We start from the raw sequence: 16,298 nt of genomic DNA, 5'->3' as shown, positions 1-16,298 counted from the left end.
GGAAGTCGTCGTCCGTCCGGGAAGGAGGGATGCTGCGATGTCCCGCTCGGCCTCGTCCTCCGCGTCCTCCGGCTCCGCGCGCCGCCCGTCCCCGCCGTCCCTTCCCGGCGGTGTGCGGACGGTGACCGGCAGACGCTCCCCGTCGTCGCGAGCGACCACGCCCGGATCCTCGTCGACTGCGGGCTCTTCCAGGGTGCCGCGGACCCGCGCCTGCGCAACCGGGCCGGGCTGCCGTACGCCGGGGCGGGCTCGCCCCCGCACGTAGAGGAGCCGCCATGACCGCCACCCCGTACACCGTCGCCGACGTCATGACCACCCGGGTCGTCGCCGTCACCCCCGCCACCGGCTTCAGGGACGTCGTCGCCGCGATGGAGCGGTGGAAGGTGACCGCCCTCCCCGTCGTCGAGGGCGAGGGCCGCGTCGTCGGAGTGGTCTCGGAGGCGGACCTCCTGCCCAAGGAGGAGTTCCACGAGCACCGCCCCGGCCTGATCGAGCAGATGCGCCGCCTCGGCGACACCGCAAAGGCCGGCTCCACCAGCGCCGAGGACCTCATGACGTCCCCCGCGGTCACGATCCGCCCCGACGCCACCCTCCCGCGCGCCGCCCGCCTGATGGCCGAGCGCCGCGTCAAGCGGCTCCCGGTCGTCGACGCCGACGGCACCCTGAGGGGCATCGTCAGCCGCGCCGACCTCCTCAAGGTGTTCCTGCGCTCCGACGAGGACCTGACCGCCGAGATCCGCCGGGACGTGGTCGAGCGGGTGTTCCCGCTCTCCCACGAAGCCGTCGAGGTGACCGTGTCCCACGGCATCGCCACCCTCGCCGGCCGGGTGCAGGACCCGGCCCTGATCCCCCTGGCGGAGCGCCTCGCCCGCGCCGTCGAGGGCGTCGTCGACGTCCGCTGCCGGCTGGAGGCGCCCTCCGCCCCCTGACGCCACGTCCTCCGGGCACGGCGCACGGTCGGAGCATCTGCGGCACCACGAGTTGGCGCCAGATGGCGCCGCGCCGCACAGGAATGGCGCCACCCGACGCCAAGTGGCGCCATAACGACTTGCCATGGCGCCATTTTGGCGCCATGATGGTCGGCATGGACCTGACCCCCTACGTCGATCACCTCCGCCGGGAACTCGCGGTCGCCGCGGACGCGGGCGGGGACGAGGCGCGCGCCCTGGCCGACCGACTGACCGCACCCCTGGAGTCCGCCGCCCGGCTGACCCTCCTGAACGCACTGTCCGCGGCCTCGGACGAGATCACCCGCGAGCTCGCGCCCGGCTCGGTGGACGTACGGCTGCGGGGGCTCGACCCCGAGTTCGTGGTGACGGCGCCGCCGGCGCCCGAGCTCCCCGACGCCGGTCCGGCCGACATGGCGCCGATGCCGCCAGTGATGACGCCACCGTTGGCACCATCCGCCACCACGGCCGCCGGCGAAGACGCCGCCACGGCCCGCATCAACTTCCGGCTCCCGGCCCACCTCAAGGCCCGCGTCGAGGACGCGGCCGGCCAGGAGGGGCTGTCCGTCAACGCCTGGCTCGTCCGGGCGGTGGCCACCGCCCTGGAGTCGGCCGCGCCCGCACGGCCACCGGCCCCCACCCCGCGCTCCCAGCGCCCCGCCCGGGGCCAGAGCTACCAGGGCTGGGTCCGCTAGCGGCCACGACCGCCCTCGGCCGCCCCACCCGCCCCACCACCACCTGCGCATTCACCCTTCACAGCCAAGAGGACGGCACAGCCATGCCTTCTTACGAAACGCCCGGCCCCATCACCGCGATCCTCGAGTTCGACCTCGGCAACGTGAGGCTCACCGCCGGCAGGCGCACGGACACGGTGGTCGAGGTGCTGCCGAGCAACGGCGCCGACGACAACGACGTCAAGGCGGCGCAGCAGACCAAGGTCACGTACGCCAACGGCACCCTGACGCTCAAGGGCCCCAAGAAGCGCTCCCTGTTCGGCAAGCTGGGCTCCATCGACGTGGCCCTCGGTCTCCCGGCCGGCTCGCACCTTCAGGCGAGGTCCCCCATGGGCGACTTCCTGGGCGAGGGGCCGCTCGGGGAGTGCCGGGTCAGGACCTCGCTCGGCGACATCCGGCTCGACGAGACGGGCGTCGTCGACCTCCGCTCCGACCACGGTGACGTCCGCGTGGACCGCATCGTCGGCGACGCCGAGATCCACGGTTCGGGCCGGATCGACATCGGCGAGATCGTGGGTGCGGCGACCGTCAAGAACGGCGTCGGCGAGACCGCGATCGGCTCGATCACCGGCGACCTGAGGGCGAACACCTCCGTGGGCCGCGTCACGGTAGGCGTCGCGGAGGCCTCGGTCAACGTCAGGACGTCCCAGGGCTCCGTCCACGTGAACGAGGTGGCCCGCGGCACGGTCGACCTGCAGACCTCGCTCGGCGACGTCGAGATCGGCATCCGCGAGTCCAGTGCGGCCTGGCTCGACGTCAGCTCCCGGGTCGGCGTCGTGCGCAACTCCCTGAGCGCCGCCGAAGGCCCCGGCGCCGGTGAGGACACGGTCGAGATCCACGCCCGTACGACCGCCGGCGACATCGTGATCCGCCGAGCCTGACGGCCGCACCGGACGCCGCACCCGGTCACCGCTCCCGATCACCCCGCCCTACCGCGTGGGGCGGCACGCACGACGACCGGGCGTCACCACGGACGCCCGACCGAATCCACATGTGCCATGTCACACCGCATAGGAGTCCTTCATGGCCACCACATCCACCGCCCCGACCACCTCGTCCACGGCGACCGGCGCCGTCGGCGCCGCCGCCGCGCCGGCGATCTCCGCCCGGGGACTGCGCAAGTCCTACGGCGACAAGATCGTCCTGAACGGCCTCGACCTGACCATCTCCGAAGGCACGGTCTTCGCCCTGCTCGGCCCCAACGGCGCCGGCAAGACCACGACCGTCGAGATCCTGTCCACCCTGATCGAACCCGACGGCGGCCAGGCCCGGATCGCCGGCCACGACCTCGCCGAACGGCCCGGCGACGTACGCGGGGCCATCGGGGTCACCGGCCAGTTCGCCGCCGTCGACGGCCTCCTCACCGCCGAGGAGAACCTTCTCCTCATGGCCGACCTGCGGCACCTGCCCCGCCGCGAAGGCCGCCGCCGCGCCGCCGAGCTGCTGGAACGGCTGGAGCTGACGGAGGCCGCGCGGAAGCCGGTGTCCACGCTGTCCGGCGGCATGCGGCGCAAGCTCGACCTGGCGATGACCCTGGTCGGCGACCCGCGGATCATCTTCCTCGACGAGCCGACCACGGGGCTCGACCCCCGCAGCCGCCGCACCCTCTGGGAGATCATCCGCGACCTGGTCGTCAGCGACGGCGTGACCGTCTTCCTCACCACCCAGTACCTGGAGGAAGCCGACCAGCTAGCCGACCGCATCGCCGTCCTCGACCGCGGCAGGATCGTCGCCGAAGGCACCGCGGAGGAACTCAAGCGCCTCATCCCCGGCGGCCACATCCGCCTGCGCTTCGCCGACCCGGCCGAACTCGACAACGCCGCCCGCCACTTCGGGACCGCCGCGCGCGACGCCGAGGAGCTCGTCCTGCGCATCCCCGGCGACGGGAGCATCCCGACCCTGCGCGCCGTGCTCGACGTCCTGGACGACGCGGCGATCCGAGCCGAGTCCCTGACCGTGCACACCCCCGACCTCGACGACGTCTTCCTCGCCCTGACCGGCAGCGGCACCCCGAACACCTCCGTGGAGACGGCACGATGAGCACCCTCGCGCACGCCGCCAGCGACTCGATGACCATGCTGCGGCGCAACCTCAAACACGCCGTGCGCTACCCGGCGATGACCTTCTCCACCGTCCTCATGCCGGTGATGATGCTCCTGCTGTTCAACTACGCGTTCGGAGGCGCCCTCGGCAGCGGCATCGCCGGCGCACCCACCGGCGGCGGGAAGTACATCGACTACGTCGCCCCCGGCATCATCCTGATGGCCGCGACCTCCGGTGCGGTCGCCACCGCCGTCGGCGTATGCGTCGACATGACCGAGGGCATCGTCAACCGGTTCCGCACGATGTCGATCTCCCGCGCCGCGTTCCTGACCGGGCACGTCGCCGGCAGCGTCCTGCAGACCCTGGCCGCCGTCACCCTCGTGACCGGCGTCGCGCTCGCCATCGGATTCCGCCCCGACGCCTCCGCCGCCGAATGGGCCGCCGCGGCCGGCCTCCTCGCCCTGCTCACCCTCGGGCTGACCTGGCTGGCGGCGGGCATCGGGATGGTGGCCAGGACCCCCGAATCGGCGAGCAACACCCCGCTGCCCCTGACCTTCCTCCCCTTCCTCGGCAGCGCCGTCGTACCGACCGACTCGATGCCGACCGGGCTGCGCTGGTTCGCCGAGTACCAGCCCTTCACCCCCGTCATCGAGACCCTGCGCGGCCTGCTCATGGGCACCGCCATCGGCAACAGCGCCTACCTCGCCCTCGCCTGGTGCACCGGCCTCGGCCTCGTCGGCTACCTGTGGTCCCGCCGCACCTTCGGCCGCACCACCCGGCGCTAGACCCCCGTCGCCGCTGACGACCGGCGCGCCCGCGCACCGGTCGTCAGCGGCGGACGCGGGGCATGCCCAGGCCGATCCAGGAGATGATCTCGCGCTGGATCTCGTTGTTGCCGCCGCCGAAGGTGAAGATGACCGCGCTCCGGTAGCCGCGCTCCAGCTCGCCGTGCAGCACCGCGCCCGCCGAGCCGTCCTTGAGGGGGCCGGCCGCGGCGACCACCTCCATCAGCCAGGCGTACGCGTCCCGGCGCGCCTCGGAGCCGTACACCTTGACCGCGGAGGCGTCCTGCGGGGTGAGGGTGCCGTCCTCGACCGCGCCCACCATCTGCCAGTTCAGCAGCTTCATCGCGTCGAGCCGGGTGTGGGTGCGGGCGAGGCGGCCGCGGACCCAGGAGAGGTCGATGACCCGGCGCCCGTCCGCGAGCTTGGTCGCGGCCGCCCAGCGCTGGACGTCGTGCAGGGCCCGGATCGCCATGGTGCCGTGGGCGGCGAGGGTGACCCGCTCGTGGTTGAGCTGGTTGGTGATCAGCCGCCAGCCCTGGTTCTCCTGCCCGACGCGGCGGGTGGCGGGGACGCGGATGTTCTCGTAGTAACTGGCCGTGGTGTCGTGCGAGGCGAGGGTGTTGATGAGGGTGCACGAATAGCCGGGGTCGCCGGTCGGCACGAGGAGCATGGTGATGCCCCTGTGCGCGGGGGCGTCCGGGTCGGTGCGCACGGCCAGCCACACCCAGTCGGCGGTGTCCCCGTTGGTGGTCCAGATCTTCTGGCCGTTGACGACGTACGTCCCGGTCTCCACGTCGCCCTCGCGGACGGCCCGGCACTTGAGCGCGGCGAGGTCGGTGCCGGCGTCGGGCTCGCTGTAGCCGATCGCGAAGTCGATCTCGCCGGAGAGGATCCGGGGCAGGAAGTACGCCTTCTGCTCGTCGGTGCCGAACTGCATGAGGGTCGGCCCGACCGTGTTGAGGGCCATCAGCGGCAGCGGCACGACGGCCTGCGCAGCCTCGTCGAAGAAGATGAACTGGTCCATGGCCGACATCCCGCGCCCGCCGTACTCCACGGGCCAGCCCACCCCCAGCCAGCCGTCCGCCCCGAGCCGGCGGATGGTCTCCCGGTAGAACCGCTTCTGGGCCGCCGGGTCCGCGTACCGGGCATGGACGTCCCGCGGTACCAGCTCGGCGAAGTAGGCGCGCAGCTCACTGCGCAACTGCTGCTGCTCAGGCGTGTATTCGAGGTGCACGGCCCCTCCGGGTGCTCTGCTGGCGGATGGTGCGGCACGGCCGGGCCGGGCGGGCGGCGGGCCGGGCGGCGGTGGGCAGAGTAGAACCTGTTCCAAGAATCCGGTAGGGTCCGTGCGTGGTGGGTCTGCACAGCGCGTCCATGGCCGGGCTCGCCGCCGTGAACGCCTGACAGGCCGGGCCGTCCTGGCGGACAATGGCGGGTCGGTCGGGTCGGACGCGCATCCGGAGGGCTCAGGGGCATGGACAGGGACGTCGAGGCGTGGCGGCGCGAGTTCGCCGGACGGGACCGGCTGCCGGAGCCGCGCCGCACTGACGGGGCGGACCGCGCGGACCGTGCGGACCGTGCGGACCGGTTGCCCGGACGGCGGCCGCAGGAGGACCGGAGCGCCGCCCGGCCCGAACGGCCCGAAGGGCTCACGCAGGTCCACGAGCCGGGGCCGCTGCCCGTCGACCCGGACCTGCCCGACCGGGAGGTCTGCTGGGAGCGGCTGCCGGCCGACGTACGGGGCAGGACCCTGGAGAAGGCGGGCACGGTCCTGCTCTGGTGGGCCCACCTCACCGAGGACGGCGCGCCCTTCGCCGTGGTGCTCGGCGACCGGGGGCTCTGCCGGGTCCGGCCGGCGCCGTCCGAGGGGCCGGCCCGGGAGTTCCGGGGCGAGCGGGTGCGGTTGGAGCCCGGGACACTGCGGAGCCGGTCCTTCGGCGGGGGCCGGGACACGGCCGCGGCTGCCGGTGGTCCCGCGGCTGCCGGCGGTCCCGCCGCACCCGGCCGGCCCGGGGCGCCGGTGGAACGGCTCGCCCTCGACCCCGCGGAGGCCCAGAACGTCCTCGGCCACTTCCCGCTGGACGTCCAGGACTTCCTGCAGCGCCCGTTCCTCTCCGGGGGGCGGACCGTCCGCGCCGACTGGTACTACCTCGAAACCGTCGGACCGCAGGACACGACCCTGTTCCTCGTCATGTGCCTCGCCGACGACCGGCACGTCACGGCCGTCGAGGCCCGGCGGACCCTTGCCCGGGGCGCCACCCCGGACCGGGCCCGCTGGCACGCCATCACCTGCCACCGGGCCCGGCTGGTGCGGCCGCGCTGAGCCGGGCGGGCGGCCGGGCCCCGTCAGGCTCCGGCGGGACCGCGGCTCAGCGCGCCGATCATCACCACGGCCGTCGCCGCCATCGCCGTACGGGCCGCCGTCAGGTACGGGCGCGGGTCCGCCGGGGTGAGGTGGGTCCGGATGGCGTCGGTCATCGCCACGTTCAGCGCCGTACCGATGTTGACCTTCCGGATGCCGCCCGCCACCGCGGCGGCCAGCTCCGCGTCCGGCAGCCCTGACGAGCCGTGCAGCACCAGCGGCACGTCCACGGTCTTCGCCAACCGGGCCAGCAGTGCGTGGTCCAGGGACGCGGTACGGCTGGTCATGGCGTGGGTGCTGCCGATCGCCACCGCGAGGGCGTCCACACCGGAGTCGGCGACGAACCGCCGCGCCTCGTCCGGATCGGTACGGGCACCCGGCGCGTGCGGGTCCGGCGCTGCCTCCCCGTTCTTGCCGCCCACCTCCCCCAGCTCGGCCTCCACCCACAGACCGTTGGCGTGCGCCCAGTCGGTGGCCGAGCGGGTCGCCTCCAGGTTCTCCGCGTACGGCAGCTGCGCCGCGTCGTACATCACCGAGCTGAAACCGGCGTCCACCGCCTGCCGGAGCAGGTCGGGGCTCTTGACGTGGTCCAGGTGCAGTCCGACCGGGACCGCCGCCGCCTCCGCGCAGGCGGCGGCGGCCCGTGAGATCGGCAGGAGCGCGCCGCCGCGGAACTTCACGGCGTTCTCGCTCAGTTGGAGGATGACGGGCACGCCCGCCCGCTCCGCGCCGGCGACGACGGCCTCGGCGTGCTCCAGCGTGATGATGTTGAACGCGGCGACGGCCCGCCCGGCGGCGGCCGCCTCCACGACGAGCTCACCGGCGGCGGCCAGGCTCATCGGACCGCCTCCTCGCCCGCGGTGAGGACCACGGAGCGGGTGAGGTTCCTCGGCCGGTCCGGATCCAGCTCCCGGTGGGCGGCGACGGCCAGGGCCAGCCGGTGGACCCGTACCAGCTCGGCCAGCGGGTCGAGCCGCCCGGCCGGCACCCACTCGCCCCCCACGGCCCGGACCTGCTCGGCGAGCCCGTCGGGGGCCTCCCCCAGACACCAGGTGACGGTGTCGGGGCCGGTGATGCTGATGGGGCCGTGCCGGTACTCCATCGCCGGGTAGGACTCGGCCCAGGAGAGGGACGCCTCGCGCATCTTCAGCGCGGCCTCGTGGGCCAGCCCGATGCTCCAGCCGCGACCCAGGAACGTGAACTGGCGGCGGGCGGGCAGCTGTTCGGGCAGTGGTGCGGCGAGGGCGGTCCGGGCGTCGGCGACCACGGCGGGCGTGTGCCGTCCGACGTGGGCGCGCAGGAGGGTCAGGGCGGTGGTGGCGAACCGGGTCTGCACGACCGACTGCTCGTCCGCGAAGTCAAGGACGACCAGGTCGTCGGCGAGCCCCATCACCGGGGTCGCCGGGTCTCCGACCACCGCGGTCGTCGGCACCCCCGCGTCCCGCAGCCCGGCGAGCAGGTCCAGCACCTCGGTGGTGGTGCCGGACCGGGTCAGGGCGACGACGCGGTCGTAGCGGCGGTGCGACGGGAACTCCGAGGCGGGGAACGCGTCCGTCTCCCCCTCGCCGGCCTCCTCGCGCAGCACGGCGGCCGCCTGCGCCATGTAGTACGAGGTTCCGCACCCGACGATCGCGGTGCGCTCCCCCGGCTGCGGGAGCACGGCCCGCCGGGCCGGGGCCAGTTCGGCGGCCCGCTCCCAGCACTCGGGCTGTGTGTCCGACTCGTACGCGATGTGGCTCTGGCTCATGACGGCTCCCTGGCCTTGCATTGCGGATTTCTGCAAGGTAGCGGTCGTTTTCGCGCAACTTCAAGCATATCGGGGGTGAGCGGGTGGGTTAGTGTCATGGCCGATCGGTGCGGTGCGAGCGGAGGGGGCGTACGCCATGGGGGCCATGACCCGCAAGGAGCGCTGGCAGAGACTGCTGGACCTGCTGGTGGAGCGGGGCGAACTGGAGGTGGAGCCGGCGGCGCAGACCCTCGGCGTCTCCGCGGCGACGATCCGCCGCGACCTCGACCAGTTGGCCGAACAGCAGCTGCTGGTCCGGACCCGCGGAGGGGCGGTGGTGCACGGGGTCTCGTACGAACTCCCGCTGCGGTACCGCACCTCCCGCCGGGCCGCCGAGAAACACCGCATCAGCGAGGCGGTGGCCGCCCTGGTCACGCCGGGCGAGGTCATCGGCCTGACCGGCGGCACCACCACCACGGAGGTGGCCCGGGCCCTGGCGGGCCGGCAGGACCTGGCGTCGGTCACGTCGACGCCGGCACTGACGGTGGTGACCAACGCCCTGAACATCGCGGGGGAGCTCGTCATCAGACCGCAGTTCAAGATCGTCCTGACGGGCGGGGTCGCCCGCGCCCAGTCGTACGAGCTGACCGGCCCGCTGGCCCAGCAGGTGCTGGGCCAGCTCACCGTGGACACCGCGATCGTCGGCGTCGACGCCTTCGACCCGGCCGACGGCGCGGCGACCCGGCACGAGGACGAGGCGGCGATGAACCGCCTCCTGTGCGAACGAGCCCGCCGCGTGGTCATCGCGGCTGACTCCAGCAAACTCGGAGCCCGCGCCTTCGCCCGCATCTGCCCCGCGGAATCGGTCCACACCCTGGTCACGGACACGGGCCTCCCGGACCCGGTGGCGAGGTCCTTCGAGGCGGCGGGGGTGGAGGTCCGGCGGGTGTGAGGGGGGTGGGGGCGGTGGGGCGGTGGGGCGGTGGGGGCGGTGAGGGGGCGGGGGCGGAGGACTGGCGGGTCGGAGGCTTCGAACTGCCGGTCGGGGGTGGGGAAGACGGGATGACGCCCGAACAGGGTCGGAGGAGTGTCCGGGGGTTTCCCGGCCGCCCATCGTCCTTCCGGTGCGGGCCGGCCCGTCAAGGGCGCTCCTCCTTCGTCGTCGCGTCGCTGCGCGATGGCCTCCGGCCACCCTTGACAAACCGACCCGCACCGGAATGCCAAAGAGCTGCCGGGAAGCCCCCGAAGGACGGCCAGGGGGCACGACGTCCAGAAACGGCCCCCGCCAGAGCAGCCGCCCCGGTGCGCTGCCCTGCGGCGTCCCAGGCGCTCGGGACCGTCAGGTCCCGACCCCCGCCGGGCACGCGAGTACCAAAAAAGACGCCCCCAAAGCCCGTACCCGAGCCCCGCGGGAGCGGATGAGCGCCCAACCTTCCGGAGATGTCGACGACAAGCCCATCCAGACCCGACAAACGCCCCGGATCGCTACGCGCTTCTCGCGTCTCGGCGTCTGACCGCCGTCTGGGGCTGGTAGGCGCGGCAGATCGCTACGCGCTCCTCGCGTCTCGGCGTCTGACCGCCGTCCGGGGTTGGTGGGCGCCCGGAAAGTTGGTGGGCGCGACGGACCGGTACGTGCTCCCCTTTTCTCGGCGGCTGGAGACCGTCTCAGGTGATGAGACATGTCAGGTCATTACGTCGTCCAGTTCGACGGAAGACTCACGGGGTGTTGGGACTAGGCGCGCTCGGATAATGCGTTGTCAGGCTGAACTGGCTGGGCGAGCATCCGGTGCATGGACGAGCCTGCTGAGGACCTCGGTTTGACCGCCTTCGGGCTGCGCCGGTGGCGGATGAGCGATGTGGACGCCCTGGAAGGCGCGATGTGTGAGTCTCGTGACCACTTGGCGCAGTGGATGCCGTGGGCAGCCAGCGCGGACCGGGCGCACGTGATCGGCTTTCTCACCCGGAACATAGAGGAGTGGGAGAGCAGGCGAACCTTCGGTTATGCGATCACGTCGGACGACGTGGTCATCGGCGCCTGTAGCCTGATGCGCCGCCATACGAACGGTCTGGACATCGGCTACTGGCTTCATCCTCAGTGGACCGGACGGGGGCTCGCCACCATGGCGACTGCCGCTCTCGTCGCCCAGGGCTTCCGACTGACAGGCATCAGCCACATCGAAATCCATCACGACGCCGCCAACTCCGCCAGCGGAGCCATTGCCCGCCGCTTGGGATTCACCGAAATCGGGCGTGTGCGGCTACCCGAAGGGCCGGTTACCCCGGGCGAAGTGGGCATTGACGTCGTCTGGCGGATCACTGCGGATGAGTGGAAGGCCGCACCCAGCCACTCGCCGTGGTGACCGTACCGACGACCACACGCCCCGTTCCGGCCGTCGACCGCCGTGCAGTAGGCGGCAGTCTGTCTCGTCCGCCGAACCTGGAGAACCGCACTCCGAACGGTCGCCCAACGCCGCGGAAAGGGGGACCAGGTGGCGATCTGTTGCGCCCACCAGCCCCAGACGGCGGTCAGACGCCGAGAAATGAGGAGCGCGTAGCGATCTGGGGCGTTCGGGTCGCACCCGCGGGGCTCGGGCACGGCCCTCGGGAGGGTCTTTTGGCACCCGCCTGTCTGGCGGGGGTCGGGACCTGACCGTCCCGAGCGCCTGGGACGCCGCAGGGCAGCGCACGGGGGCGGCTGCTCTGGCGGGGGCCGTTTCTGGACGTCGTGCCCCCTGGCCGTCCTTCGGGGGCTTCCCGGCAGCTCTTTGGCATTCCGGGGTGGGTCGGCTTGTCAAGGGTGGCCGGAGGCCATCGCGCAGCGACGCGACGACGAAGGAGGAGCGCCCTTGACGGGCCGGCCCGCACCGGAAGGACGATGGGCGGCCGGGAAACCCCCGGATGCTGCTCCGACACCGGGTGCGGGCATCCCGGCGTTTCGCAGTCACCGGCCAGCAGCTCAGCGCCGGCCTGGGCAGGCATCCCGTTCACCACAGCGCCCGCCCAGCCGTCCGGCGGGCGCCGGGCGGGGGGGCGTGTGCGTTTCCCCGGCTCTCCTCCGGTCACAGCGCTAGTGCGGCGGCAGCCGCTCCGCCTCCTGTGACAGGGCTGCCAGGACCGGGGCGATCAGGGGGTGGGTTTCCGCTCCGCGGCGGGTGGCGGCGAAGACGCGGCGGGTTGCCGCGGGGCCGGCGACCGGGCGGACCTGGACCTCCTTGAGGTCCATGCCCCGCAGCGCCGAACGCGGGACCAGGGCCACCCCCACCCCTGCGCCCACCAGCGCCGTCACGGCGCGGAAGTCGTCGGACGAGTGCCGGAACCGGGGCTGGAACCCGGCCAGCTCGCACGCCAGCAGGGTCACGTCGTGGCACGGGTTCCCCGGATACTGTCCCACCCAGTCCGAGCCCGACAGGTCCGCCAGCGCCACCTCGGGCAGGTCGGCCAGGGGGTGACCCGACGGGAGCACCGCGTCGAAGGGTTCGGCGTACAGCGGCAGGACGGACAGGCGGCCGTCGTCGGCGCCCGGGGCGCCCCGGTACTCGACGGCCAGCGCGAGGTCGGCTTCGCCGTCGAGCAGCATCGGCAGGCTCTCGTCGCCCTCCGCGTCCCGCACGCGCAGCCGGATGCCGGGGTGCGAGCGGGCGAGGCCGGCGATGGCGGGGGCGAGCACCTCGGCGATGCCCGTGGCGAAGGCGGCCACGGTGACGTCGCCGGCGGTCCCTCCCGCGTAGGCGGCGAGCTCGGCCTCGGCGCGTTCCAGCTGCGCCACGACCTCGTGGGCGTGCCCGAGCAGGATCTCGCCGGCCGCGGTCAGCCGGACGCCCCGCCCGCTGCGGGTCAGGAGGGCGTGCCCGGTTTCCTGTTCCAGCGCCGCGAGCTGCTGGGAGACGGCGGAGGGGGTGAGGTACAGGGCTGCGGCCGCGGCGGTCACCGTACGGTGGTCCGCCACGGCTCGCAGGATGCGCAGCCGGCGGGGGTCGATCACCCCTCCATGATGTCAGCCCTGGTCAGCGGCGAGTGCCGCCCGGGCGTCGACGAATGCTGCGATGGCGCGCTCCACGTCGGCCGTGGAGTGGGCGGCCGACAGCTGGACGCGGATCCGGGCCTGGCCCATGGGCACGACCGGGTACGAGAAGCCGATCACGTACACGCCGCGTTCGAGGAGCAGCTCGGCCATGCGGCCCGCCTCCGCCGCGTCGCCGATCATCACGGGGGCGATGGCGTGGTCGCCGGGCAGGATCTCGAATCCGGCCTCGGTCATCTTCGTGCGGAAGAGGGCGGTGTTGGCGGCGAGGCGCTCGCGCAGGTCGCCCGCCGACTCCAGCAGGTCGAGGACCTTGAGGGAGGCGGCCGCGATGACCGGGGCGAGGGAGTTCGAGAACAGGTACGGGCGGGAGCGCTGGCGCAGCAGCTCGACGATCTCGGTGCGGGCCGCGACGTAGCCGCCGGACGCGCCGCCGAGGGCCTTGCCGAGGGTGCCGGTGATGATGTCGACGCGGTCCATGACGCCGTGCAGCTCGGGGGTGCCGCGGCCGCCGGGGCCGACGAAGCCCACCGCGTGCGAGTCGTCGACCATGACCATGGCGTCGTAGCGGTCGGCGAGGTCGCAGATCTCGGTGAGGGGGGCGACGTAGCCGTCCATGGAGAAGACGCCGTCGGTGACGATCAGCTTGCGGCGGGCGCCGCCCTCCGTGGCCTCCTTCAGGCGCGCTTCGAGCTCGGCCATGTCGCGGTTGGCGTAGCGGAAGCGGCGGGCCTTGGAGAGGCGGATGCCGTCGATGATCGAGGCGTGGTTGAGGGCGTCGGAGATGACCGCGTCCTCGGCGCCGAGGAGGGTCTCGAAGACGCCGCCGTTGGCGTCGAAGCAGGAGGAGTAGAGGATCGTGTCCTCCTGGCCGAGGAACGCGGACAGGCGCGCCTCCAGCTCCTTGTGGACCTCCTGCGTGCCGCAGATGAAGCGGACGGAGGCCATGCCGTAGCCCCAGCGGTCGAGGGCGTCCTTGGCGGCGGCGATGACCTCGGGGTGGTCGGCGAGGCCGAGGTAGTTGTTGGCGCAGAAGTTGAGTACCTCGCCGGGGGTGCCGCCGGCGGTCACGGCGACGGCCGCGCTCTGCGGGGTGCCGATGACGCGCTCGGGCTTGTGCAGGCCGGCGGAGCGGATCTCGTCGAGGGTGGCGCGAAGGTCGTCGCGGACGGTCTCGAACATGCTGCGGTGCTCTCTTTCTCCTCGTGCGGCGGAGGGAGACGAAGACAGGGGCCGGGCCCCGCGGAGGGGGGAGGGTGGGCGGGGCCCGGCCGGAGGAAGATGGTCTACGAAGGAAGGACGACGGTCTACGGGATCCGGCTCGCCCCGGGCCACGGAGTCGGGCGCGCCCGGATCCGAGCCCACCCGGACACCCGTCCGGCCGGTCAGGCCGTCGGGCCAGGCCCGTCAGGGCACGAGGCCCGTAAGGGCATGCGGCCGGTCAGAGCATGAGGCAGTCAGGACCGTCAGGTCCACACGGCCCGTCAGGCCCGTCAGGCCGTCCAGTCCAGGATGATCTTGCCGCTGCGGGCCGTGGCCGCCTCGTCGAACGCGGCTTCGAAGTCGCGGTGCGAGTAGCGGCCGGTGATGACCGGGCTGAGGTCGAGGCCGCCCTCCAGCAGCACCGTCATGGCGTACCAGGTCTCGAACATCTCGCGGCCGTAGATGCCCTTGATCGTGATCATCGAGGTGACGATCTTCGCCCAGTCGACCGGGAACTCCTGCGCGGGCAGACCGAGCATGGCGATCTTGCCGCCGTGCGTCATGTTGTCGATCATGTCGCGCATCGCCTCGGGGCGGCCCGACATCTCCAGGCCGACGTCGAAGCCCTCGCGCAGCCCCAGCTGCGCCTGCGCGTCGGCGATCGTCGCCTTCGAGACGTCCAGCGCGAGAGTGGCGCCCGCCTTGCGGGCGATCTCGAGGCGCTCCGGGCTGACGTCGGTGATGACGACGCTGCGGGCGCCGGCGTGCCGGGCGACGGCCGCCGCCATGATGCCGATCGGGCCCGCGCCCGTGATCAGCACGTCCTCGCCGACCATCGGGAAGGACAGGGCCGTGTGGACGGCGTTGCCGAACGGGTCGAAGATCGCGGCGACGTCCAGGTCGACGGTGGTGCGGTGCACCCACACGTTCTGCGCGGGCAGGACCACGTACTCGGCGAAGGCGCCGTCGCGCCCGACGCCGAGGCCGACGGTGCTGCGGCACAGGTGGCGGCGGCCGGCCAGGCAGTTGCGGCACTTGCCGCAGACGAGGTGGCCCTCGCCGCTGACGAGCGCGCCGATCTCGATGTCGTGGACGTCGGCGCCGACCGCGGCGACCTCGCCCACGAACTCGTGGCCGAGGACGAGCGGGGTCTTGACGGCGCCCTGCGCCCAGCCGTCCCAGGAGCGGATGTGCAGGTCGGTGCCGCAGATGCCGGTGCGCAGCACCTTGATCAGCACGTCGCCGGCCCCGTACTCCGGCTCCGGTACGTCCATCAGCCACAGACCGGGTTCGGCTTTGTGCTTGACGAGCGCCTTCATGGTGTGGCTCCAGGCATGTGCAGGGGGCACCGCAACCACTGTGACTGGTGCGGCGAGTTGATGGGACCAATCTGCCGACCGGGCGGTGATCGGTCCATCGAGGATTTCTTAAGCGGGTCGACAGCCCAGCTTCACGAGCCCGGCTTCCCGCCTATGCTCCTTCCGTACAGGGCTGTGGCCTGGGCATGGGCCATCGGTCGGGGAAGGGAACGGGGAGGTGCCGAGCGTGCCGAGTCTGCGCAGCAGGGCGCTGTCGGTCGCGCTGATCGCGGCGGGGCGGCGAAGACGGTTCGCGAGCGCGGAGGCGGTGCACGCACGGGTGGCCGAGTCGGCCCGCCGGCCGGCGTCGCACCTGCCGCCGCGGTCGCTGGGTCGGGTCGCGGAGGTGGCGCGCACCTTCGTCGGGGCGTGGCCGGTGTACGACGTGTCGCCGCGCGGGGCGGAGCCGGCCGCCCAGGTGCTGTACGTGCACGGCGGCGGCTACATCCACGAGCTGGTACGGCCGCACTGGGCGATGATCCGGACGCTGGTGACGCAGGCGCAGGCCCGGGTCGTCGTGCCGGCGTACATACTCGCTCCGCGGGGTACCGCGGACCGCACGGTTCCGGTGGCCGCGGACCTGCTCAGCGGCCTGATCGAGGGCGGCGGGGACGGCGGCACGGTGCTCATCGGGGATTCCGCCGGGGCCGGGCTGGCGCTGGCTGCCGCGCAGCGGCTGCGCGACCGTACGGGGGCCCAGCCGTCCCGGATCGTGCTGATCTCTCCCTGGCTGGACCTGACCATGAGCCACCCGGACCAGGCGGCCCTGGAGGCCGACGACCCGGTGCTGGCCCGGCCCGGCCTGCTGGAGGCCGGCCGGCTGTACGCGGGCACCCTGGCGGCGGACGACCCGCGGGTGAGCCCGCTGCACGGCTCCTTCGCCGGGCTCGCGCCGATGACGGTGTTCACGGGCACCCGGGACGTCCTGAGCCCGGACAGCCGTGAACTGCTGCGCAGGGCGCGCGCGGCGGGCGCGGAGGTGGAGTTCCACGAGGAGCCCGGCCTTCCGCACGTGTACCCGCTGCTCCCGGTGCCGGAGGGGCGCGCCGCCCGGGACCGGATCGTGGAGCTGATCAGGGCGGCGTCGACGGAGGAGTGACCTGTCGGCGCCCGGTGTGC

15 protein-coding genes are annotated in these 16,298 nt (G+C 73.1%); 9 read left to right on the top strand and 6 right to left on the bottom strand.

Annotation, left to right across the window (positions count from 1 at the left end; genetic code table 11):
• Window positions 1-275 precede the first annotated feature (275 nt).
• From ACSHWO_RS30110 to ACSHWO_RS30090, 5 genes are all read left to right on the top strand, one after another.
• Entirely contained in the window at window positions 276-929 is a 654-nt protein-coding gene (locus ACSHWO_RS30110; protein ID WP_438316783.1) for a CBS domain-containing protein, read from the top strand.
• A gap of 155 nt (window positions 930-1,084) precedes the next feature.
• A complete protein-coding gene (locus ACSHWO_RS30105) occupies window positions 1,085-1,642 on the top strand; it encodes a hypothetical protein (RefSeq protein ID WP_438316780.1) in 558 nt (185 codons plus the stop codon).
• 83 nt (window positions 1,643-1,725) lie between these two features.
• Entirely contained in the window at window positions 1,726-2,562 is an 837-nt protein-coding gene (locus tag ACSHWO_RS30100) for a DUF4097 family beta strand repeat-containing protein (RefSeq protein WP_361090157.1), read from the top strand.
• Between the two features lie 142 nt (window positions 2,563-2,704).
• The gene (locus ACSHWO_RS30095; RefSeq protein WP_438316776.1) at window positions 2,705-3,721 is read left to right on the top strand and encodes an ATP-binding cassette domain-containing protein; all 1,017 of its coding nucleotides are present in this window, start codon (window positions 2,705-2,707) and stop codon (window positions 3,719-3,721) included.
• A complete protein-coding gene (locus ACSHWO_RS30090; RefSeq protein WP_438316773.1) occupies window positions 3,718-4,509 on the top strand; it encodes an ABC transporter permease in 792 nt (263 codons plus the stop codon). Before ACSHWO_RS30095 ends, ACSHWO_RS30090 begins: the two co-directional genes overlap by 4 nt.
• 43 nt (window positions 4,510-4,552) lie before the next feature.
• On the opposite strand, the gene ACSHWO_RS30085 is transcribed toward ACSHWO_RS30090, so the two are convergent.
• Window positions 4,553-5,743 carry an acyl-CoA dehydrogenase family protein gene (locus ACSHWO_RS30085; protein WP_438316769.1) on the bottom strand — a complete coding sequence of 397 codons (1,191 nt, stop codon included), beginning with the start codon at window positions 5,741-5,743 and terminating at the stop codon, window positions 4,553-4,555.
• Between the two features lie 240 nt (window positions 5,744-5,983).
• Here ACSHWO_RS30085 and ACSHWO_RS30080 point away from each other — a divergent pair, with 240 nt between their 5' ends.
• Window positions 5,984-6,832 carry a hypothetical protein gene (locus tag ACSHWO_RS30080; RefSeq protein WP_438316766.1) on the top strand — a complete coding sequence of 283 codons (849 nt, stop codon included), beginning with the start codon at window positions 5,984-5,986 and terminating at the stop codon, window positions 6,830-6,832.
• Between the two features lie 23 nt (window positions 6,833-6,855).
• Here the strand turns inward: ACSHWO_RS30080 and ACSHWO_RS30075 are convergent, their stop codons facing one another.
• The gene (locus ACSHWO_RS30075; RefSeq protein WP_438316763.1) at window positions 6,856-7,710 is read right to left on the bottom strand and encodes a class II fructose-bisphosphate aldolase; all 855 of its coding nucleotides are present in this window, start codon (window positions 7,708-7,710) and stop codon (window positions 6,856-6,858) included.
• Window positions 7,707-8,618, bottom strand: a complete 912-nt coding sequence (locus tag ACSHWO_RS30070; RefSeq protein WP_438316760.1) for an SIS domain-containing protein — start codon at window positions 8,616-8,618, stop codon at window positions 7,707-7,709. The genes ACSHWO_RS30075 and ACSHWO_RS30070 overlap by 4 nt, the downstream gene beginning before the upstream one ends.
• Window positions 8,619-8,763: 145 nt before the next feature.
• Between ACSHWO_RS30070 and ACSHWO_RS30065 the strand changes: the two genes are divergently transcribed.
• Window positions 8,764-9,549: a DeoR/GlpR family DNA-binding transcription regulator gene (locus ACSHWO_RS30065; protein ID WP_438319310.1), complete on the top strand. Its 786-nt coding sequence runs from the start codon at window positions 8,764-8,766 to the stop codon at window positions 9,547-9,549.
• Between the two features lie 838 nt (window positions 9,550-10,387).
• Window positions 10,388-10,957 (top strand): GNAT family N-acetyltransferase, encoded by a 570-nt coding sequence (locus ACSHWO_RS30060; RefSeq protein WP_438316757.1) that lies wholly within the window; start codon window positions 10,388-10,390, stop codon window positions 10,955-10,957.
• 707 nt (window positions 10,958-11,664) lie between these two features.
• On the opposite strand, the gene ACSHWO_RS30055 is transcribed toward ACSHWO_RS30060, so the two are convergent.
• From ACSHWO_RS30055 to tdh, 3 genes are all read right to left on the bottom strand, one after another.
• Complete coding sequence (locus ACSHWO_RS30055; RefSeq protein ID WP_438316754.1) at window positions 11,665-12,579, bottom strand: LysR substrate-binding domain-containing protein; 915 nt, start codon at window positions 12,577-12,579, stop codon at window positions 11,665-11,667.
• Window positions 12,580-12,591: 12 nt separating this feature from the next.
• Window positions 12,592-13,800, bottom strand: a complete 1,209-nt coding sequence (locus ACSHWO_RS30050; RefSeq protein WP_385834765.1) for a glycine C-acetyltransferase — start codon at window positions 13,798-13,800, stop codon at window positions 12,592-12,594.
• Between the two features lie 311 nt (window positions 13,801-14,111).
• Window positions 14,112-15,140, bottom strand: coding sequence for an L-threonine 3-dehydrogenase (gene tdh, locus ACSHWO_RS30045; protein WP_361090481.1), 1,029 nt, complete (start codon window positions 15,138-15,140; stop codon window positions 14,112-14,114).
• Window positions 15,141-15,366: 226 nt separating this feature from the next.
• On the opposite strand from tdh, the gene ACSHWO_RS30040 reads away from it, so the two are divergent.
• Window positions 15,367-16,278 (top strand): alpha/beta hydrolase fold domain-containing protein, encoded by a 912-nt coding sequence (locus ACSHWO_RS30040; RefSeq protein ID WP_361090127.1) that lies wholly within the window; start codon window positions 15,367-15,369, stop codon window positions 16,276-16,278.
• Window positions 16,279-16,298 lie beyond the last annotated feature (20 nt).

It is taken from the genome of Streptomyces pallidus (ex Mingjun et al. 2026) (genome assembly GCF_051550185.1).
Classification (GTDB): domain Bacteria; phylum Actinomycetota; class Actinomycetes; order Streptomycetales; family Streptomycetaceae; genus Streptomyces.
The sequence above is the reverse complement of the archived record's forward strand: the minus strand, read 5'-3'. Positions and strand labels throughout refer to the sequence as shown.

What these genes read in the sequence shown, in the direction of transcription:
- ACSHWO_RS30060 (WP_438316757.1), top strand. Translation starts at nt 10,388, where the DNA reads ATGGACGAGCCTGCTGAGGACCTCGGTTTGACCGCCTTCGGGCTGCGC.
- ACSHWO_RS30095 (WP_438316776.1), top strand. Translation starts at nt 2,705, where the DNA reads ATGGCCACCACATCCACCGCCCCGACCACCTCGTCCACGGCGACCGGC.
- ACSHWO_RS30075 (WP_438316763.1), bottom strand. Translation starts at nt 7,710, where the DNA reads ATGAGCCTGGCCGCCGCCGGTGAGCTCGTCGTGGAGGCGGCCGCCGCC.
- tdh (WP_361090481.1), bottom strand. Translation starts at nt 15,140, where the DNA reads ATGAAGGCGCTCGTCAAGCACAAAGCCGAACCCGGTCTGTGGCTGATG.
- ACSHWO_RS30090 (WP_438316773.1), top strand. Translation starts at nt 3,718, where the DNA reads ATGAGCACCCTCGCGCACGCCGCCAGCGACTCGATGACCATGCTGCGG.
- ACSHWO_RS30070 (WP_438316760.1), bottom strand. Translation starts at nt 8,618, where the DNA reads ATGAGCCAGAGCCACATCGCGTACGAGTCGGACACACAGCCCGAGTGC.
- ACSHWO_RS30110 (WP_438316783.1), top strand. Translation starts at nt 276, where the DNA reads ATGACCGCCACCCCGTACACCGTCGCCGACGTCATGACCACCCGGGTC.
- ACSHWO_RS30050 (WP_385834765.1), bottom strand. Translation starts at nt 13,800, where the DNA reads ATGTTCGAGACCGTCCGCGACGACCTTCGCGCCACCCTCGACGAGATC.
- ACSHWO_RS30100 (WP_361090157.1), top strand. Translation starts at nt 1,726, where the DNA reads ATGCCTTCTTACGAAACGCCCGGCCCCATCACCGCGATCCTCGAGTTC.
- ACSHWO_RS30105 (WP_438316780.1), top strand. Translation starts at nt 1,085, where the DNA reads ATGGACCTGACCCCCTACGTCGATCACCTCCGCCGGGAACTCGCGGTC.
- ACSHWO_RS30080 (WP_438316766.1), top strand. Translation starts at nt 5,984, where the DNA reads ATGGACAGGGACGTCGAGGCGTGGCGGCGCGAGTTCGCCGGACGGGAC.
- ACSHWO_RS30065 (WP_438319310.1), top strand. Translation starts at nt 8,764, where the DNA reads ATGACCCGCAAGGAGCGCTGGCAGAGACTGCTGGACCTGCTGGTGGAG.